The 17,027-nt window shown below is 73.0% G+C and carries 13 protein-coding genes and 1 tRNA gene; 7 read left to right on the top strand and 7 right to left on the bottom strand.

Features of this window, described 5'->3' with window-relative positions; genetic code table 11:
• Window positions 1–56: 56 nt before the first annotated feature.
• Window positions 57–132: transfer RNA gene (locus WME82_RS33070), tRNA-His, on the bottom strand.
• Between the two features lie 290 nt (window positions 133–422).
• Window positions 423–1,523, bottom strand: a complete 1,101-nt coding sequence (locus WME82_RS33065; protein ID WP_437740476.1) for a histone deacetylase family protein — start codon at window positions 1,521–1,523, stop codon at window positions 423–425.
• Window positions 1,524–1,604: 81 nt separating this feature from the next.
• On the opposite strand from WME82_RS33065, the gene WME82_RS33060 reads away from it, so the two are divergent.
• Window positions 1,605–3,053, top strand: coding sequence for an MXAN_5187 C-terminal domain-containing protein (locus tag WME82_RS33060; RefSeq protein WP_438038555.1), 1,449 nt, complete (start codon window positions 1,605–1,607; stop codon window positions 3,051–3,053).
• Window positions 3,054–3,134: 81 nt separating this feature from the next.
• On the opposite strand, the gene WME82_RS33055 is transcribed toward WME82_RS33060, so the two are convergent.
• The gene (locus tag WME82_RS33055) at window positions 3,135–4,280 is read right to left on the bottom strand and encodes a hypothetical protein (RefSeq protein WP_438038554.1); all 1,146 of its coding nucleotides are present in this window, start codon (window positions 4,278–4,280) and stop codon (window positions 3,135–3,137) included.
• A gap of 107 nt (window positions 4,281–4,387) precedes the next feature.
• On the opposite strand from WME82_RS33055, the gene WME82_RS33050 reads away from it, so the two are divergent.
• From WME82_RS33050 to WME82_RS33035, 4 genes are all read left to right on the top strand, one after another.
• Window positions 4,388–5,392 carry a hypothetical protein gene (locus WME82_RS33050; RefSeq protein WP_438038553.1) on the top strand — a complete coding sequence of 335 codons (1,005 nt, stop codon included), beginning with the start codon at window positions 4,388–4,390 and terminating at the stop codon, window positions 5,390–5,392.
• 121 nt (window positions 5,393–5,513) lie between these two features.
• The gene (locus WME82_RS33045) at window positions 5,514–7,844 is read left to right on the top strand and encodes a transglycosylase SLT domain-containing protein (RefSeq protein WP_438038552.1); all 2,331 of its coding nucleotides are present in this window, start codon (window positions 5,514–5,516) and stop codon (window positions 7,842–7,844) included.
• 122 nt (window positions 7,845–7,966) lie between these two features.
• Window positions 7,967–9,283 carry a hypothetical protein gene (locus tag WME82_RS33040; protein WP_438038551.1) on the top strand — a complete coding sequence of 439 codons (1,317 nt, stop codon included), beginning with the start codon at window positions 7,967–7,969 and terminating at the stop codon, window positions 9,281–9,283.
• A gap of 223 nt (window positions 9,284–9,506) precedes the next feature.
• A complete protein-coding gene (locus WME82_RS33035; protein WP_438038550.1) occupies window positions 9,507–10,205 on the top strand; it encodes a DUF4230 domain-containing protein in 699 nt (232 codons plus the stop codon).
• Between the two features lie 1,650 nt (window positions 10,206–11,855).
• On the opposite strand, the gene WME82_RS33030 is transcribed toward WME82_RS33035, so the two are convergent.
• From WME82_RS33030 to WME82_RS33020, 3 genes are all read right to left on the bottom strand, one after another.
• Window positions 11,856–12,032, bottom strand: a complete 177-nt coding sequence (locus WME82_RS33030) for a hypothetical protein (protein ID WP_438038549.1) — start codon at window positions 12,030–12,032, stop codon at window positions 11,856–11,858.
• A gap of 604 nt (window positions 12,033–12,636) precedes the next feature.
• A complete protein-coding gene (locus tag WME82_RS33025) occupies window positions 12,637–12,852 on the bottom strand; it encodes a hypothetical protein (RefSeq protein WP_437294012.1) in 216 nt (71 codons plus the stop codon).
• Window positions 12,853–12,855: 3 nt separating this feature from the next.
• The gene (locus WME82_RS33020; RefSeq protein WP_438038548.1) at window positions 12,856–13,365 is read right to left on the bottom strand and encodes a hypothetical protein; all 510 of its coding nucleotides are present in this window, start codon (window positions 13,363–13,365) and stop codon (window positions 12,856–12,858) included.
• A gap of 889 nt (window positions 13,366–14,254) precedes the next feature.
• Between WME82_RS33020 and istA the strand changes: the two genes are divergently transcribed.
• Window positions 14,255–15,742: an IS21 family transposase gene (istA, locus tag WME82_RS33015; protein ID WP_438038547.1), complete on the top strand. Its 1,488-nt coding sequence runs from the start codon at window positions 14,255–14,257 to the stop codon at window positions 15,740–15,742.
• Window positions 15,739–16,500 carry an ATP-binding protein gene (locus WME82_RS33010; RefSeq protein WP_438038546.1) on the top strand — a complete coding sequence of 254 codons (762 nt, stop codon included), beginning with the start codon at window positions 15,739–15,741 and terminating at the stop codon, window positions 16,498–16,500. The genes istA and WME82_RS33010 overlap by 4 nt, the downstream gene beginning before the upstream one ends.
• A gap of 44 nt (window positions 16,501–16,544) precedes the next feature.
• On the opposite strand, the gene WME82_RS33005 is transcribed toward WME82_RS33010, so the two are convergent.
• Window positions 16,545–16,847: a hypothetical protein gene (locus WME82_RS33005; RefSeq protein WP_438038545.1), complete on the bottom strand. Its 303-nt coding sequence runs from the start codon at window positions 16,845–16,847 to the stop codon at window positions 16,545–16,547.
• Window positions 16,848–17,027 lie beyond the last annotated feature (180 nt).

The following is a 17,027-nucleotide window of genomic DNA, read 5'->3' as shown; positions in this document are numbered from 1 at the left end:
TCGCGCAGCCGAGACCCCGAGGCCACCGCTGCTGGGCGGCCTCGGCCTGTTCTACCTGGGGTGAGTAACGGGATTCGAACCCGCGACAACTGGAGCCACAATCCAGTGCTCTACCAACTGAGCTATACCCACCGTTCTTCACGGCCCGTGGGCTGCGAAGGCCTGGCAGAATACTCAGCTCCGCGCAGAGTGCAATCACGGAAACGCACCGCGTGTCGCTCTTCTGGCCGCACCCTGGATCCCCCACCTTTCGAGCTCCCCGCCTTCCCGCCCCGCCTTCCCGCCCTGACCCCCTCCAAAGGAGGCGCCGACCTCCTCCAGGCAGAGGACCCCCGCGGGACAGCGGCCCCCCGGCGGCCTCCGCCCCGGCCCCGTTCACGCCTCGGCCCCGGTTTCCCGGCGCGCGCCGCCGGTCGCCTCGCTCAGAGCGTCGTCCACCGGCGCAGCGCGGCCCGGCGCGCCCGGTCCAGGTCCGCGCGGTGGCGGGTCGAGATCGGGGCGCGCTGCGCGGGCTGCGCCGGCGGCACCGACGCTCCAGCCGGGTCGTCTGCTGCCTCGCAGCCGGACGCCGCGAGCAGCGCCGCCGTGAGCGAGCCCTCGAGCGCGGTCAGGTCGTAGCCGCCCTCCAGGAAGATGGCGAGCCGCCCCCCCGCCTTCGCGGTCGCCATCGCCGCGAGCCGGCGGCCCATCGCCGCGTACGCGGCGCGCGACAGCTTCATCGCCGCCATCGGATCGCGCTCGTGCGCGTCGAACCCCGCCGAGACCAGGATCAGCTCGGGCGCATATTCGTCGAGCACCGGAAGGAGGAGCTCGTCGAACGCAGCCTCGTAGACCGCGTCCGTCGCGCCGTCGGACAGCGGCACGTTCACCGTGTAACCGGCGCCGTCGCCTCCGCCGAGCTCGCTGGCGGCGCCGGTGCCGGGATAGAATGGCCACTGGTGCAGCGAGCAGAACAGCACCCGCGGATCGTCCCAGAAGATGTCCTGCGTGCCGTTGCCGTGGTGCACGTCGAAGTCGACCACCGCGACCCGCGAGAGCCCGCTGCTCAGCGCCGCCCGCGCCGCCACGGCGACGTTGTTCAGGAGACAGAAGCCCATGCCGGCGTCGCGCGTGGCGTGGTGGCCGGGCGGACGGAGCAGCGCGACCCCGAGCCGGCCGGGGCCGGCGAGCACCGCGTCGACCAGCGCCACCGCGGCGCCCGCGCCGCGCCTCGCCGCCTCGACCGAGCGCGGGACCACGTACGTGTCGGGGTCGAGCGCCGCATAGTGGCCGCTGAGCCGGCCGAGCGACTCCAGGTACCGCGGGGCGTGCACCCGGGCGAGCTCTTCCTCGGTGGCGTCGCGCGACGCCACGTGCTCCAGCGAGAGGCCGGCCGCGGCGCAGCGCTCGATGGCGCGGCGGGCGGCTTCGAGGCGCTCCGGGCGCTCAGGGTGCGCGCCTCGCGAGCGATGTTGCTCGAACAGCGCGTCGTCGACGACGTAGAGGCGCGGGGCTTCGGAGTGCGGCTGATTCAAGTGCACCATGAGCTGGGTGGAGAGTTGTAGCAGCGCCGCAGCGGATGGTAGCTTGCCCTGAGCCCCGGAAAGAAGGAGTGGAGACGCAGGATGCGCGGAAAGATCATCGCAGTCTTCGCCGTGATTGTCCTCATGGTCGGAGGGCTTTTTTACGCCCTCACGCGCGCCTCCCTCGCGGAGATCGGGCGCCCCGGCGAGGCGCCGCGCGCGCTCGCGGCCGCCATGGCGCAGCTCCAGGTGGACGGCCTCGTGCTGGAGCGGTGGCTCGACTCCCACGCGAGCGACCCGAAGCTGCGCGAGCCGTTCAACGCCGGCACCGCCCCGGCCCGCGCCGAGGCGGCCACCAGCGCCGCCAACGCCATCCGGGAGGCGGTCGTCGCCTCGCCCGAGCTGGCCAGGACCCCGCCCTCCCTCGTGGTCCTGGTGGACACCAAGGGCGTGGTGCTCGGACGGAACGCCTCCGCGCTCATGCGCGGAGACAACCTCGGCGCCGTCTACCCGTCGCTGAAGCTCGCCATCGAGCAGGGGGTGACCGGCTCGGACGTGTGGGTCAGCCGGGCGCGCAACGAGCAGCTGCTCGCGTCCTACGCGCCCATCCGCAGTGACGCCGGGCAGATCATCGGCGCCGTCGCGGTGGGCACCGCGCTGAACGACGAGCGGCTGACCAACGCGAGCGAGCGCACGAGCGGGCGCGTCCTCGTCGTCGCGATGCAGTCGGGCGACGGGCTCGATGTGGTGGCGAAATCGCGCGACGCTTCCCCGCAGCTGGTCGCGGCGCTCACGGCGTCGCCGGCGAAGGACGGCGCCCTGAAGGCGCTGCGCTCCGGCCAGACGGTCGACATCGGCGGGCTGTCCGGCGAGTACAGCGCCGTCGGGCACGCGCTCGACGGCTACGGCGACGGGCGGCGGGCGGTGCTGCTCAGCATCGCGCAGCTCCGGACGCCGGGGCTCGCGAGCGCGCTGTTCTGGCCGCTCCTCGGCGTCACCGCGCTCGGGCTCGTGCTCGTCGTGATCGCCGCGTATTTCCTGGACGCGTACATCTCGCAGCCGGTCTCCGAGATCGAGGACGGCCTGCTCGCGATCATGAACGGCCGGACCGACCTCCGGTTCCAGATCGAGCACGCCGAGCTCGGCGGGCTCGTGTTCCGCTTGAACTCGCTCCTGAACCAGCTGCTCGGGGTGCAGGAGGACGAGACCGACGCCGAGGGGCGCCCGTCGCGCGCGCCGACGTCGGCGTCCTTCCGGGACGCCCTCGAGGTCGACGAGCGGATGGCCGCGCTGTCCGCGGAGGAGATCCCGGCCGACGCCAAGGCGCTGCTCGAGGAGCCGGAGGACGCCTACTACGCCCGCATCTTCGCCGAGTACATCGCGGCGAAGAAGTCGCTCGGCGATCCGGTGGACCACATCACCCGCGACGCGTTCGTCGCCCGCCTCAAGGCGAGCGAGCAGGAGCTCGGGCGGAAGCACGGAAAGCCCATGCGCTACAAGATCGAGGTCCGCGGCAAGGAGGTCGTGCTCCTCGCCGTGCCGCTCGCCTGACGCGCGCGGCGCAGGAGCCGGGAGCGGAGGGAGGCGCGGCGCCGCCCGCAGCTCGGCGCCGCGCGCGCCGCGCCGCGTGTTTCAGTGCAGCACGGCGTCCGGGCCCTCGTGCAGCTCGACGCGCCCCGACGAGGGCTCGCGGCGGAGGGCGATCACGTCGGAGAGCTCGCAGCCCAGCGTGATCGCCGGCGATGAGGTCGTGACGATCCACTGCACGTTGGGCAGCGCGGCGCGCAGGCGCGCGGCGAGCGATCGCTGGCGGTGCACCGGCTGCTGCGCCTCGATGTCGTCGATCAGCACGACGCCCTCGGCGAGGCGCGGATCGCCGCTCGGGTGCGCGGACGCGAGCGCGCGGAGCGCGAGCGCGCCGAACGCGACGGTGTGCCGCGCGCTCCGCCCGAGATCGTCGAAGTCGACGCGCTGGCCGTCCGCGCGCTCGAAGATCGGCTCGAGCCGGAGCGGGTCGACGCCGGCGTACGTCACGCCGTGGCCGTCGAGCAGCGCCTCGAGCACCTCCTTGAGCGCGCGATCGAGCGCGCCGAGCCGCTCTGCCTGGGCGCCCGGCTGTCCGTCCGGCTGCACGTCGGAGAGCACCTCCGGCCGGCTCTTCCGGCCGTCGCGCGCGAGCGCCGCCGCGATCGGGACGAACGAGAGCACCTGCTTCGTCTCGCGGGCGAGGTCGGTGCGCGTCGCGTCGTCGAAGCTCGCGGCCGCGCGCACGTCGTAGCGGAGGACGCTGCGCTCGGGCGTCGTCAGCACGATCGCGCTGCGGGAGAACCAGCGCGCTCCCGAGAGCGCGACCAGGACGAAGCCCCCCTCGGCCGCGCGCCGCTCGAACAGCGACTGCTCCCTCCGCCGCAAGATCGCCGCGTCCTCGGGCTCGTCGAGGCGCGCGTTCGGGCTCGTGACCCGCAGCGGGTGCGCGCGCGCCGGGTCGTCCGTGCCGAGCATCCAGTCGGCGACGACGAGCGGCTGCGAGCCGTCGTCTCCGCGCGGCCTCGGCTGCGCGACCGCGTACCCGGGCCGGGTCGACGCGATCGCCGACAGGATCGAGGTCTTGCCCACGCCGTCGCCGCCGAAGAGGACCACGAGCCGGCGCGGCGCGCCGGCGGCGTCCTCGAGCGAGAGCGAGAGGTCGTCGAACGGGCCGAGATGGACGAGGCGGACGCGGGAGAGCAGCACCGCCCGCGAAGCTACCACCGCGCAGCGCGCGTGGAACGCCGCCATCGGCGCCGTGCGCGCCTCCGACGCGCCGTGGCATGCCGCGAGTGCGCGCGGGCGCTCCGGCGCACCCGGTGGCGCGCGGTGGCGCGCGGTGGCGCGGCAGCCTAGATTTGTCGTCCGGGGTCGTCACCGTGCTGCGCAAGCTGCCTCCGCCGGATTTCCGCTACGTGTGGCTCCACCCGGAGCCCGGCTCGACCAGCGCGCTCGCCGCGGCCGGGACCGCAGGGCTCGCGGGCGCCTCCGCGGCCGTCTGGAGCGCCGGGAGCCACGCGCTCTCGCTGGGGCTCATCGCGATGGGGAGCGCGCTCGGCTTGCTCGCGCTGGTCCGCGCCGAGCACCGCCCCCCGATCCAGCGCGGCGCCCGCGAGGTGACGATGGCCGTCGTGCCCTGGGGGATCGTCGTCGACCCGGACACGGAGCCGCGGGTGCTGCGGTGGCCCGCCGTCCAGCAGGTGAGCGTGGACGTGTCGCACACGATGCGCGGCGGGACGCCCGCCATCGTGTCGAGCCTCGTGACGGTGCACACCGAGCGCGAGGTGCTGGCGGGCCGCGCCGCGGGCGCGGTGGACCTGGAGCGGCTCCTCGCCAACCTCGAGGGGTATGCGCAAGAGGCGTCGCGGCCCGTCGCCGCCGACATCGAGGGGCTGACGGTGCTCGGCGACGGCGTGACCGAGCCGATCGCCGCGGAGCTGCTGCAAGCGGCGGACGGCATCTGCGCGACGAGCCGCGGCGACGCGGAGCTCGCGCTGCCGGTGGGCGGCTACCGCACGGCGGCGGCGCGCGCGGCGGCGCCCGAGACGATCGCGGTGCTGCGCTCGGCGCTGTCGTGGAGCTACGACTGCCCCGCCGATCCGCGGCCGCTGGCGGCGATCCTCGCGGGCGCGTTCGGGGCGGTGGAGCTCGTACCCGAGCTCCTGCGGCTCGCGAGCTCGCCGCACCCGGTGGTCGCCGCGTTCGGCAAGGCCGCCGCGCTCCGTCTGGGTGCGCCGCCGAACCGCGCTGGCTCGCTCGACGAGGTCGCGGCCTTCCTGTTCGAGGAGGACGTGGAGATCGGGAAGCGGTGGATCGCGTCGGGCCCGACACTTTGTTTGCGACCTCGGGCCCAAGCTTGCTAGCTAAAGGGGTCGGCAGCGCGTGCGCTGCGGTTCGAGCGGCCTGCGCGCGGAGGCCGTCGTTCCGCGGCGCTCCGTTCTCACGGCGCGCTGCCGGCGGGTCGTCCAACGCGCCGGGTCGGCTATGAAACGGGCTCCGTCGCCACCGAAGCCGTCTTCAAGGGGAGCGCGCCGCCGGCTGGCCGTCGCGTGGGTCCTCGGCCTCTCGCTCGCCGCGTGCGCGGAGCACCACGCGGCCGGGCCGCCCCCGTCGCAGAGCACCGCGCGCGCCGCGCCGGCCGCCGCGCCGCCCGCGGCGCTCGCCCTCGTGCCGCCCGCGGGTCTCGCCCTCGCGCTGCCCGCGCCGCCCATGGTGGACGGCGCCTGGGTCGAGTCGGTGCGGCTCGAGCGATGGGCCGAGGCGGCGGAGCGGCTCGACGCCCTGCCCATGGAGCAGCGCGCGCTGCCGTCGATGAAGTACGCGCGGGCGCGCGTCGCGTTCGAGCTCGGGGATCACGGCAAGGCGGTGGAGCTGCTGCATGGCCTGGAGCAGGGGCTGCCGCTCCTCTCGCGCGAGGTGGCGCGCTACCGGGCGGAGGCGGCGTTCGTGGCGGGGCCGTTCCTCGAGGCGGCGGCGTACTTCGAGCGCTCGGGCAGCGCGCCCGGCCTCGCGCGCGCCGCGCTCGCCACCATGAAGGGCGGCGATCTCAAGCAGGCTCGCGCGCTCGCCGATCGGGCCGTGGCCGCGGCGCAGCGCGCGCGCAGGTCGCGCGACGAGGCCGCGGCGCGGATGGCGCGGGCGCGCGTCCAGCTCGGCGTGCGCGACGCCGCCGAGCGCCCCGGGGAGAAGGCCGCCGCGGCGGCCCTCGCGCACGCCGACCTCCGGTGGATCGTGAAGAGCGCGCCGTCGTCGCCCGACGGGCGCGAGGCCGCGGCGCTCCTCGCCGCCTTGCCGGGGCGGCTCTCGCAGGAGGAGCGGCTCCAGAAGGTCGACGCCATGGTCGCCGGGGGCAGCGCGGCGGAGGCGATCGCCGAGCTCGACAAGATGTCGGGCGTGCCGGCGTCGGAGCTCCACCACCGCAGGGCCACGGCGCTCTACCAGGCGCGCGACTACGAGGCCGCGGCCGCGGCGTTCCTCAAGGTCGCCGCCGCGCCGTCGGCGCGCCAGGCCGAGCAGCTGCACCTCGCGGCGCGCTCGCTCTCGCGGCTCCGGCGCGAGGCGGAGGCGATCGAGCGGCACCTCGCCGTCGCGCGCAGGTTCCGGAAGACCCGCTGGGGGGAGCTCTCGAGCCTGCTCGCCGCGCGGCTCCTCATGCAGGTCGGGCGCTACGCGGAGGCCGTCGCGCAGTACGGCCGGTTCCTCGACGCCTATCCGCGGAGCGATCGGCGCGACGACGCGGCCTACGAGCGGGCGCTCGCGACGCTGTCGACGGGCGGCGCCGCGCGCGCGCGGCGGTCGCTGGAGCAGCTCGCGCGCGACGCGAGGCCGGCCGACGCGGCGCGGCTGCGCGAGCTCGCCGGGCTGGCGGCGCTGCGCGGCGGCGATCGTGACGGCGCGGTGCGGCTCTGGACGCAGGTGATGCGGGAGCAGCCGCTCTCGTGGGGCGCGCTGCTCTCGCGCTCGCGCCTCGCGGCGGTGGGCGCGCCCATGCCGCCGCTGCTCATCCCGGCGTCCCTCGGGGACGCCCGGGCGGTGGAGGTGAAGCTGCCGCCGGCCGCGGCGCTGCTCGCGTCGATGGGGCTCGACGGCGACGCGGAGAGCTACCTCGCCGAGAACGAGCGCGAGGCGACCGCGGCCTATGCGGGGCAGGAGAGCGAGGCGCTCTGCCGGATGTACGGCATGCTCTCGCCCGCGAAGCGCCGCTACCGCGTGGGCACGCAGGCGGTCTCCGCCGCGGCGCTCCAGCGCGCGCCCTCGCAGGCCGATCGCTGGACGTGGGAGTGCGTCTATCCGGAGCCGTACGCCGGCGAGGTGCGCGCGCTCGAGGCGCAGCACGGGCTGCCGAGGGGCCTCGTTCACGCGCTGATGCGCCAGGAGAGCGCGTTCGATCCTGTCGTGGTGAGCCCCGCGAGCGCGGTCGGGCTGATGCAGCTCATGCCGTCGACGGCCCAGAAGGCCGCGAGCGAGCTCTCGCTCGGCTTCGACCTCGGGCAGCTCAAGAGCGCGCCGCTCAACCTGCGCCTCGGCGGCTTCTACATCGGCAAGCTGCTCCGGACATTCGAGGGCAGCCTGCCGCTCGCGACGGCGGCGTACAACGCCGGTCCGAAGGCCGTGTCGCACTGGCTCGGTGGGGGCATCGACCGGGACACCGACGTGTGGGTGGCGCGCATCCCGTACGACGAGACGCGCACCTATGTGGGTCGCGTCCTCTCGAACCTGGCGCGGTATCAGTGGCTGGCCGGCGGGGACGCGGCCGTGGAGATGCTCCCGCTCACGCTCCCCGCGGACGCGCGCGCGCCGGCGGACGCGTACTGAGCGCGGTCGCCGGGGACGGCAGCGCAGGGGTTCCTCCTGCGTTGAAATTGCGCTGTGCGCTTGAACTCGCAGGCGGGCGCCTTCACCGTGATGGGGTGGCAGGGACCGCTGGAAGCGACGGCGTGTTCAAGCGGTGTGGGGTCCTCATCCAGCCCTACGCCGACGCTCGATCCATCGGCCGGCTGCTCTCGTCGGCGCTGGCGTGGCTCCTCGTCGTCTTCTCCGTCGCGTCGCTCGTGGAGCCGATCGCGGGCCCGATCGTGGCGGCCGTCATGGTGCCTTTCGCGCTGCTCGGTTCGTTGCTCGCGCTGCTCTGCCTGGCGTGCCTGCTCTACACGCCGATCGCCTGGCTCTGGGCGGCGGTGGGCTCGTCCGGCGCGGCGGTCGTCCGGGTGAGCAACGCGCTGTGGATCGAGCGCCCTGGCGATCGGCGCGCGTTCCCGCTCCTCTCGCTCACGCGCGCGCGGCTCTCGAGCTCCGGCGGCGAGGTCGCCTTGAAGACCGACGACGGCGATGTCATCCGGGTGCGCGTCGACGATCCGGTCGACGCGGAGCGGCTGCTCGGCGTGATCGCCGCCGGGCGAGCGCGGGGCACGTGGAGCGCGCGGCTCTACGACGACGCGCCGTCGCTGCCGCGGCGCCGCCTGTTCGTCGGGGTCGCGGCGCTCATGTCGCTGCTCTGCTGGTCGGTGCTCGACTTCGACGTGGCGCTCTCGCTCGGCGTCGTCACGGGCGCCTCGGCGTGGGTGCTGGCGGCGCTGCTCAGGGAGGGCTCTGCGCGCCGCGTGCTGGTGGCGGGCAGCGACGGGCTCTCGCTCCGGGACGACGCCGGCGAGCGCTTCATCTCCTTCGGCAGCATCGAGCGGGTCGAGGAGACGGCGCTCGGGGTCGAGCTCGCGCTCGCCGGGGGCGAGGAGCTCTCGCTCACCCTCGTGCCGCCGCAGCTGCTGCGCGATCCCAGCGAGACGGGGCTCAGCATGGTGCTCGCGGAGCGGCGCCGCGAGCACCTGCTCGCGCTGCTGCGGGAGCGGAGCGGGCGAGGCGCCCACGAGGCGGGGCGCGCGGTGGCGCTCCTCGGGCGCCGCGGCCTGCCTGCGCCCGCCTGGCGGGCGGCGCTGCGCCGCCTCGTGGGCGAGGCCGGCGCCGACTACCGGACGGCGAAGCTCACGCGGGAGCAGGCGTTCACGGTGCTCGAGGACGGCGGCGCGCCGGCCGAGCTCCGCATCGGGGCCGCGCTCGCGCTCGCGGGCTCGCGCGACGGCCAGACCGAGGAGCGGCTGCGGATCGCGGCCGAGGGCTGCGCGAACCGAGACGTGCGGCTCGCCCTGGAGCATGCGGCCGAGGGCGACGTCGACGACTGGATGCTCGAGCAGGCGCTCTCGTCCTCGGGGGCGGAGCAGGCGGCGGCGCCGCCGCGGTCTGCGGCGCGCGCGGCGTGAGGGGGGTCGCGGCGTCCTAGCCGCCGGCGCGCCGCGCGGGCGGGCGGGGCTGGGCTGGGCTGGGCTGGGCTGGGCTGGGCTGGGCTGGTCGATTCTTCTCGCCCTCCGGCCTTCAAGTTCTGGGTACTCTCTGCGGAGGACGCGCGGCTTCTCGGGTCGGTGTCCAGCCGAGCCGCCGCGGGCGCCTGCTGCGCGCCTGTGGTCCTCCAAGGTAGACCCCCCGATGGAAGGCCCGCTCCAGGACCCCTACGCTTCGGCCGCAGTTCACGCGCCGCGCCCCCGCGCGCAGGCGGGCCGCGCCGCGCGGATCGCGCTGGTCGTCGTGGCGCTCTTCGCGTCGGTCGGGTTCGGCGCGCTCGTTGTGGCGCCGCGCCTCGGCGGTCCCGCGCCCTCGAGCGGCGTGGTCGCGCGGCCGTCTCCTGCGCTCGTCATCGCGATCCGCGACCTGTCGCGGCTCGAGACCACGGAGGTGCACGTCGAGAAGGTCGTGGATCTGGCCGACCGGCAGAACCGCCTGTTCGGCCTGGTGCAGGCCACCGACGCTCTGCTGCTTGTCGCGGTCGGCCACGTCACGATCGGCGTCGATCTCGCGCGGATCGGCGAGGGCGACATCGCAATGGATCCGGAGACCGGGGTCGCGCGGCTCACGCTGCCGGCGCCCGAGGTCTTTTCGACCCGGCTCGACGAGGACGAGACGTACGTCTACACGCGGTCGACCAGCCTGCTCGCGCGGCGCAACGAGCAGCTCGAGGCGCGGGCCCGGAAGGAGGCGACGGCGGCGATCGAGAAGGCCGCCCTCGAGGGGAACGTGATGACGCGCGCGAAGGCGCAGGCAGAGCGGCAGATCACGGCGCTCGCGACGCAGCTCGGCGCGAAGCGGGTGGAGATCCGCTGGCGCGAGGTCGGCGGCGGCGGGGGCTGACGCGGGGCGGGCGCACGGCTCGCGTCGGCGCACGACGGCCGCGTGCCCCGAGATCTCGACGCCCGCTCCCGGGGCCGCAGCCCGCGCGATCAACCCGGCGTTCGGCTCGATGACGGCGAGCGGATCCCGGAGGTCGTGGGCGACCATCGCGAGCGTGTGCTCTCTATCCTGCGCGGCGGAGCGCTCGGTCGCCACGGCGTTCTCCACGCTGGTCGGGCGCTGCAGGCAGCCATGCGCGCTCGGCGCTATCGCTTTGGAGGGCGCGGGGCGATGTGCTCTTCGAGAGCGCGCAACAGCATTCCCATGGCTTCATTGATGTCCTGATCGGCGTCGATGGCAGCAGAGCGTCCAACTCCTGCCCTCGTTCGAGACAGCGACCCGTCGAACGGAGGCGGCGGCGCCGGGAACGTTGGGTGAGGAGATCGTGTGCGCTTGGTGTGTTGGATACTGGTAGCACCCAATGAAATGCTCCCAGGAGCTCTCTCGCTGCGCCGGACTGGCTGGGGGCCGCGCGTCGAGCCGATTGGTCTATGGGCGTTTGATTTTTCCTGGCTGGATACCGGCCCTCATGCGTGACGCTGCCAGTTGGCGCCTGCCAGGCCGTCGAGCTGATCTGACCGCGAGACGGGGAGTGTGAGATGTGCCCTTCCACATGTCACTGCCAGCTGAGCTTCTGACAGGACATCCGCGAGAGGACACCAGGCCGTCCGCCCAGCTTTCTTGTGCCGATCTTCGCGACCGAGGCGAGCAAGTCCGTCATGACGTACACCTCTGCCCGAGCGCCGCGAGGCACGGCAGAGGTCGCGCCGGTACGGAGCGCGCCTCGCCGCGCGGTCACACTCCCGGCGATGCCGCCGGCGTCGCCGCCGCCACCGCCGGGCGGTCAGGACGTTTGCAGAGTTGGCACTCGGCGAGCTAGCTTCCCTGGTCGCGAGGATCCCCGAGCTCGGGGAAAAGCCAGCGGAATAGCCAGTGGAGGGGGTAGCGCGGAGCAGGACGAGGCAATAATATTCAGCAATATCAAACAATTGGCCCCATGGCGAAATGGCAGACGCGGTGGATTTAAAAGGCGCTCTGGGGCGGGGGAACGGGGGCGAACCGGCGAAATTGTTGGGGAAATCGGAGGGGGGTGGCGACGGATCGACACGGTTGGAGCGGGGGTGTGACGATTCGGAGGGGGCGCGTGGCGATTCGATCGGGGTGGGCGGGGTGGGGGGAGAGCGGCTCGGGGAGGGGGTGGGGGCGAAGGCGGCGTCGGTTCGGGCGATGCTGCTTGTGCAGCTCGGGGAGGGGTTGCGGGCGGCCATTGTGGCCGGCGATGTTGAGACGGCGCGCGTAGCGCACGAGGCGATCGGGCGGCTGCTCGGAGCGCCGGCACCCCAAGGCGAGGCTGCGGCCGACGTGGTCGACCTTGCCCGCGAACGTGACCGGAGGGGACGATGATGTCTGGCGCTCTGCTTCCGCATCTCCGTCGCGCCGATCTCCTGAATTCGACGGCCGCTCGAGCGGGGACGGCGTGCTCAGTGGACCGAGCGCGACCAGCGCGCAGAGCGGAACGGAGCACGCCGGGAGCTCGACCTCAATGCCAGCGACACGCGACGCTGTGCAGAGTGCGTTCCGGTGCCCGGCGGTCGAACACGCCCACCCGGATCAGGGACGCGATCGCGCGCGGTTCGAGGAGCTGAGCGCTGCGCGCTCCCAACGCTGCTGCGCGGCGATGGCATCGTCGGCGGCCCGGACGCCCTCAACGAAGAGCTTCGCGTCCGTTGGATTGTTCAGGTCGAGGCCGAACCGAAGCAGCAGCGCGCGGTCGCGCGGTGGCACCATGCGGACGATCTCAGCGGCAAGGCGACGCGTGGACGGCATGGGAGGACAGTAGCAGCCCGGAGCAGGGTCGAGGCGCATCCGCGAACGCGATGGCGTTGCGGCCCTGGACCTGCTCGGCCGAGCGCGTCGTGGGAGCAGCGACAGTGTCATGGAGATGGTCGCCGGTTCCATGGCGAAAGAAGCGCAGCGTTTGAACCGTTGCGTTCATCACGTTCGCCGGGATTCCAAGGGGTGTGATGCCGGATTGCGGATCGCACGCCCTCGAAGTTAGGTTCAAGCGGCCCCACCGCGAATCCCTGCGCCTCGACGAGTCGCGCTGACCAGCCCATCGCCACGGGCCGCCGTCGTCGCATCGCTTGCCAGCTCCCTGAGCCGCGCCCTCGCCCTCGGAGATGGGATCGCGGAGCTCGTCCGCGGTCCTCGGCAGAGGATCGGCTGGGGCCGTCGCCGGTTGCGTCGGAAGCGAGCGCGTGGAGTGGGCGGGCCCTAGGGGCCGAGGCGAGCGCTACGGCGTCCAGTTCGGCCTCGACGACCTCCTCGATGGCGAGCACGTCGCGCGCGAACTCGGCGGGTCGTGCCCCGGAGGGATGCGAGGCCTGCGCAGCTACTTCTCGTCCCTGAGCCCGCGTGCGCGCCGCTCGCGGGCACGACCTTCGGCCAGCCAGCACTGGCCGAAGACGTACAGGTAGACGGGTAGGCCGGCGCGGAGCCAGCCGAGGGGCGGAAAGGTCCCCTCAGGAACCGGCGCGTCGAGCCACGCCGCGGCGACAATCGCCACGCCGGAGGCCAGGATGCCGATGGTCCTCAGCTCTTTGCTCATGGCTCAGATGAAGCTGCAGAGGACTCCCAGGGTTCCGAGCGCCGCACCTGAGTAGTTGGAGCAGCGCTGCGCATCCCGCGGATCCCTTGCCCTGGGGCACACCGCGGAAGTTGCGACCATGCCGGCCCCGAACATGAAGATGCTGCACCCCAAGCCGATGGGGCTCCACGGCTGCTGAGCCGCTCCGATGAGCTCGCCGCTCTCATCCTGGGTCGGCGCGCCGCCGCTCTCGCCGTCGCCGACCATTGAGGCGCAGGGCACGTCAGCGAAGGCGTCGGGGTCGAACGGGTTGAAGATGCGGAGCGCCGCGTCCGGGCGATCGGCGCAAGCCGCGGCGAACTCGTGCCGACCAGCTTGGACGATCTGCGGGATCGCGCTCTCCGCCGTCGTGTCCTGACTCAGCTCCACATAGAAGCTCTGCGGCGGCACCTCGACGGTACCATCGGGGTTCGCCAGTGCCTCGGTCGCCTCGTCGGCTGTGCCACAGGCCGACGCTCCGACGAGCGCGGCCATGGTCAGGCCGATCCTGGTGTGCATGTGCCACCTCCACGCGACGCGATCCGTCGCTCGCGGAATTGCGCTGCGAGGGGCATGCCAGCGCGCGTCATATCGGCGGGCTGCAGCCGGGGCCGTCTACCGGCCTGCCGCGCCGCTCGAGCGCCGCCCGTTGGCGCGCCTGTCGGTGATCATCGCGTCCCGCGTCCGACCGGTGAAGATCGCGGCCCCATGATCGGCAGCGTTCACCGTTCACCGCTGGCACCCACGCCGATCTGGGCCGCGCTCGCCTCCGCGGCGTAGACGTTACGCCCGCCGAAAAGTCGAAGGCCCGAGGGCTGCCACCCTCGGGCCTTCTGGAGCTCCGCGTTGCCGGAGTGCCCCACCTTCATCACAAGCCGGGCTCCAGGTCCAGAAAGCGGCGTCATGGAGCCCGTTGCCTTCGTCCGTCTATCGCCTCGCCCACTGCGCCCGCTGCCGCATCCAGCTTCGCCTCTGCCGTCGCTGCGATCGCGGCCAGCGCCTCTGCCCCGACTGCGGCCCGCTCCGGCGTCGTGAGTCGCTCCGCCGCGCCGGCGTGGCCTACCAGACCCGGCCTCGCGCTCGCCGCCTCCATGCCGCTCGCCAGGCCCGGTATCGGGACCGGCAGCGGGACAAGTTCTCCGCGCAGAAAGTGACGCATCACGGGGTGACACAAGCCGCGGCCGCGTCGATGTCTCAGCTCGCGCCGGAGATCACCCCCGGCCGAAAGGACAACGATGACGATTGGAGCCGAGATGTCGGCCGCTGCTCGCTCTGCGGAGCGCGGCTTCCGCCCTGGGCCCTGCGCGAGCGGCGCGCTCGGTCAGCTGTTCACCGACGCGCTCCCCGCGTCCCACGAAGCCCTCCGCGGTGACGGGAGGCGGCGGTGATCGCGAAAGAGACGGAGGCCGAGGTTCTGCGCCTCTACCACGGCGAGAAGTGGCCCGTGGGCACCATTGCCGCCCAGCTCGGGCTGCACCACACCACCGTGCAGCGCGTGCTCGGGCAAGCGGGCGTCGATCCGAAGGTCGTCGCGCCGCGCCCGTCGATGGTCGACCCGTTCGTGCCCTTCATCGTCGAGCAGCTCGGCAAGTATCCCTCGCTGCGCTCGAGTCGCCTCTTCGGCATGCTCAAGGAGCGGGGCTATCCGGGCGGTCCCGATCATCTGCGCCGGGTGATCGGCCGTCTCCGCCCCAAGAAGCCCGCAGAGGCATTCCAGCGGCTGCGCACGCTGCCCGGCGAGCAAGCGCAGGTCGACTGGGCGCACTTCGGCAAGCTGGCTGTCGGCCGGGCGCTGCGCCCCCTCTGGGCCTTCGTCATGGTACTCAGCTACTCGCGGCGGATCTTCCTGCGCTTCTTCCCGAGCGCGGCGATGCCCTTCTTCGTTCGCGGGCATGTCGAGGCGTTCGCCGATATCGACGGCGTCCCGCGCGTGCTGCTCTACGACAACCTCAAGAGCGCTGTCGTGGAGCGTCACGGCGACGCGATCCGGTTCCACCCCATGCTGTTGGAGCTCTCGGGGCATTACCGCTTCGAGCCGCGCCCTGTCGCCGTCGCCCGCGGCAACGAGAAGGGCCGCGTCGAGCGCGCCATCCGCTATGTCCGCGAGGCGTTCTTCGAGGCCCGGACCTACGCCGACCTCGACGACCTCAACCGACAAGCGACCGAGTGGACCAGCTCCGCAGCGCTCGATCGCTCCTGGGTCGAGGACCGCGCCCGCACCGTGCGCCAGGCCTTCGAGGACGAGCGCAGCGTGCTGCTCGGGCCCCCCGACACGCCGTTTCCAGCTCACGAGCGCGTCGAGGTCGAGGTCGGAAAGACCCCCTACGCGCGCTTCGATCTCAACGACTACTCGGTTCCCCACGACCGGACGAGCCGCACGCTCGTCGTCCTCGCCGACCTCGAGCAAGTGCGCATCGCCGACGGCAACGAGATCGTCGCGACCCATGTCCGCTCGTGGGACCGCGGCCAGCAGATCGAGCAGCCCGTGCACATCCAGCGCCTGGTCGACGAGAAGCGCCGCGCCCGCGAGCATCGCGGCCTCGATCGCCTCGCCCGCGCCGCCCGCAGCAGCCAGGCATTCCTGCGCATCGTCGCCGAGCGCGGAGACAACGTCGGCAGCGCCATCGCCCGGCTTCTACACCTGCTCGACGCCGTCGGCGCCGCCGAGCTCGAAGAGGCGCTCGTCGAGGTGCTCGAGCGCGACACCATCCACGTCGGCGCCGTGCGCCAGGTGATCGACCGCCGCCGCTCCGAGCGCCACCTGCCGCCTCCGGTCTCGATCCCCGTCACGCGCGGCCAGCACGCCGCCCTCGTCGTCACGCCGCATTCGCTCGCCACCTACGACGCCCTGAAGAAGGACCCGACGCCATGACCGATCTAACGCCCGCTGAGACGAAGGCCCGCCTGAAGGGCCTCGGCCTGTTTGGTCTGCTCGCGTGCTGGGAGGAGCTCGCCGACAAGCCCTGGCTTCGCGAGGTGCTCGCCATCGAGGAGCGCGAGCGCCACAAGCGCAGCCTCGAACGCCGCATCAAAAACTCCCGCGTAGCCGCCTTCAAGCCCATGGCCGACTTCGACTGGTCCTGGCCCAAGAAAATCGACCGCGAGGCCGTCGACGACCTCTTCGCTCCCGGCTTCATCACCACCGGCCACAACGCCGTGCTCGTCGGCCCCAACGGCGTCGGCAAGACCATGATCCTGAAGAACGTCGCCCACCAGGCCGTCGTCCGCGGTCACACGGTCCGCTTCTCGACCGCGAGCGACATGCTCGCCGACCTCGCCGCGCAGGAGTCCTCGGCCGCGCTCGCGCGCCGGCTGCACCGCTACACGGTTCCCGCCCTTCTTTGCATCGATGAAGTCGGCTATCTCTCCTACGATGGTCGCTACGCCGACCTGCTGTTCGAGGTCGTCACTCGTCGCTACGACGCGCAGAAGCCGATCCTGCTCAGCACGAACAAGGCATTCTCCGACTGGGGCCAGGTCTTCCCGCACGCCGCCTGCGTCGTCACGCTCGTCGACCGGCTCGTGCACCGGGCCGAGGTGATCGAGATCGAGGCCGAGAGCTACCGGCTCAAGGAAGCCAAGGAGCTGAGCGCCTCCCGCATCAAGCAGCGCCGCGCCAAGAAGCACTGAGCCGCCTCTTCACCGGTGAACTTCACCGGCGTCGGCTGCGGGTTTCACCGGCACCGGGCGCGGATTTCACCGGTGAACTTCACCGAATCCCTGCGGATTGCCGCGATCATCAACAGCGCCTCGACCCGCGCGAGCCGGTGCAGTTCGAGCAGGCGTAATCGCCGCTCGTACACTGCTGCGCGGTCCCGGCCGCCCTCCTGTGCGGCCTCGGCGACCTCCTGCGCAGCCCCGGCGGTCCTCCTGCGCAGCCCCGGCCGCCCTCCTGCGCGGCCTCGGCGACCTCCTGCGCAGCCCCAGCGGTCCTGCTGCGCGGCCTCGGCGACCTCCATCTTGCTGGCGCTGCTCACCTGCGCGGTCCCAGCCGCCCTCCTGCGCGGCCTCGGCGACCTCCTGCGCAGCCCCCGCGACCCTCCTGCGCATCCATTTTGGTGTCCTATCGTACGATCGCATGGCTCCTGCGCAGCCCCCGCGACCCTTCTGCGCATCCATTTTGGTGTCCTATCGTACGATCACCTGGCTCCTGCGCA

Source organism: Sorangium sp. So ce128 (assembly GCF_051525245.1).
In the GTDB taxonomy this organism is placed as follows: Bacteria; Myxococcota_A; Polyangia; order Polyangiales; family Polyangiaceae; genus Sorangium; species Sorangium cellulosum_B.
The sequence above is the reverse complement of the archived record's forward strand: the minus strand, read 5'-3'. Positions and strand labels throughout refer to the sequence as shown.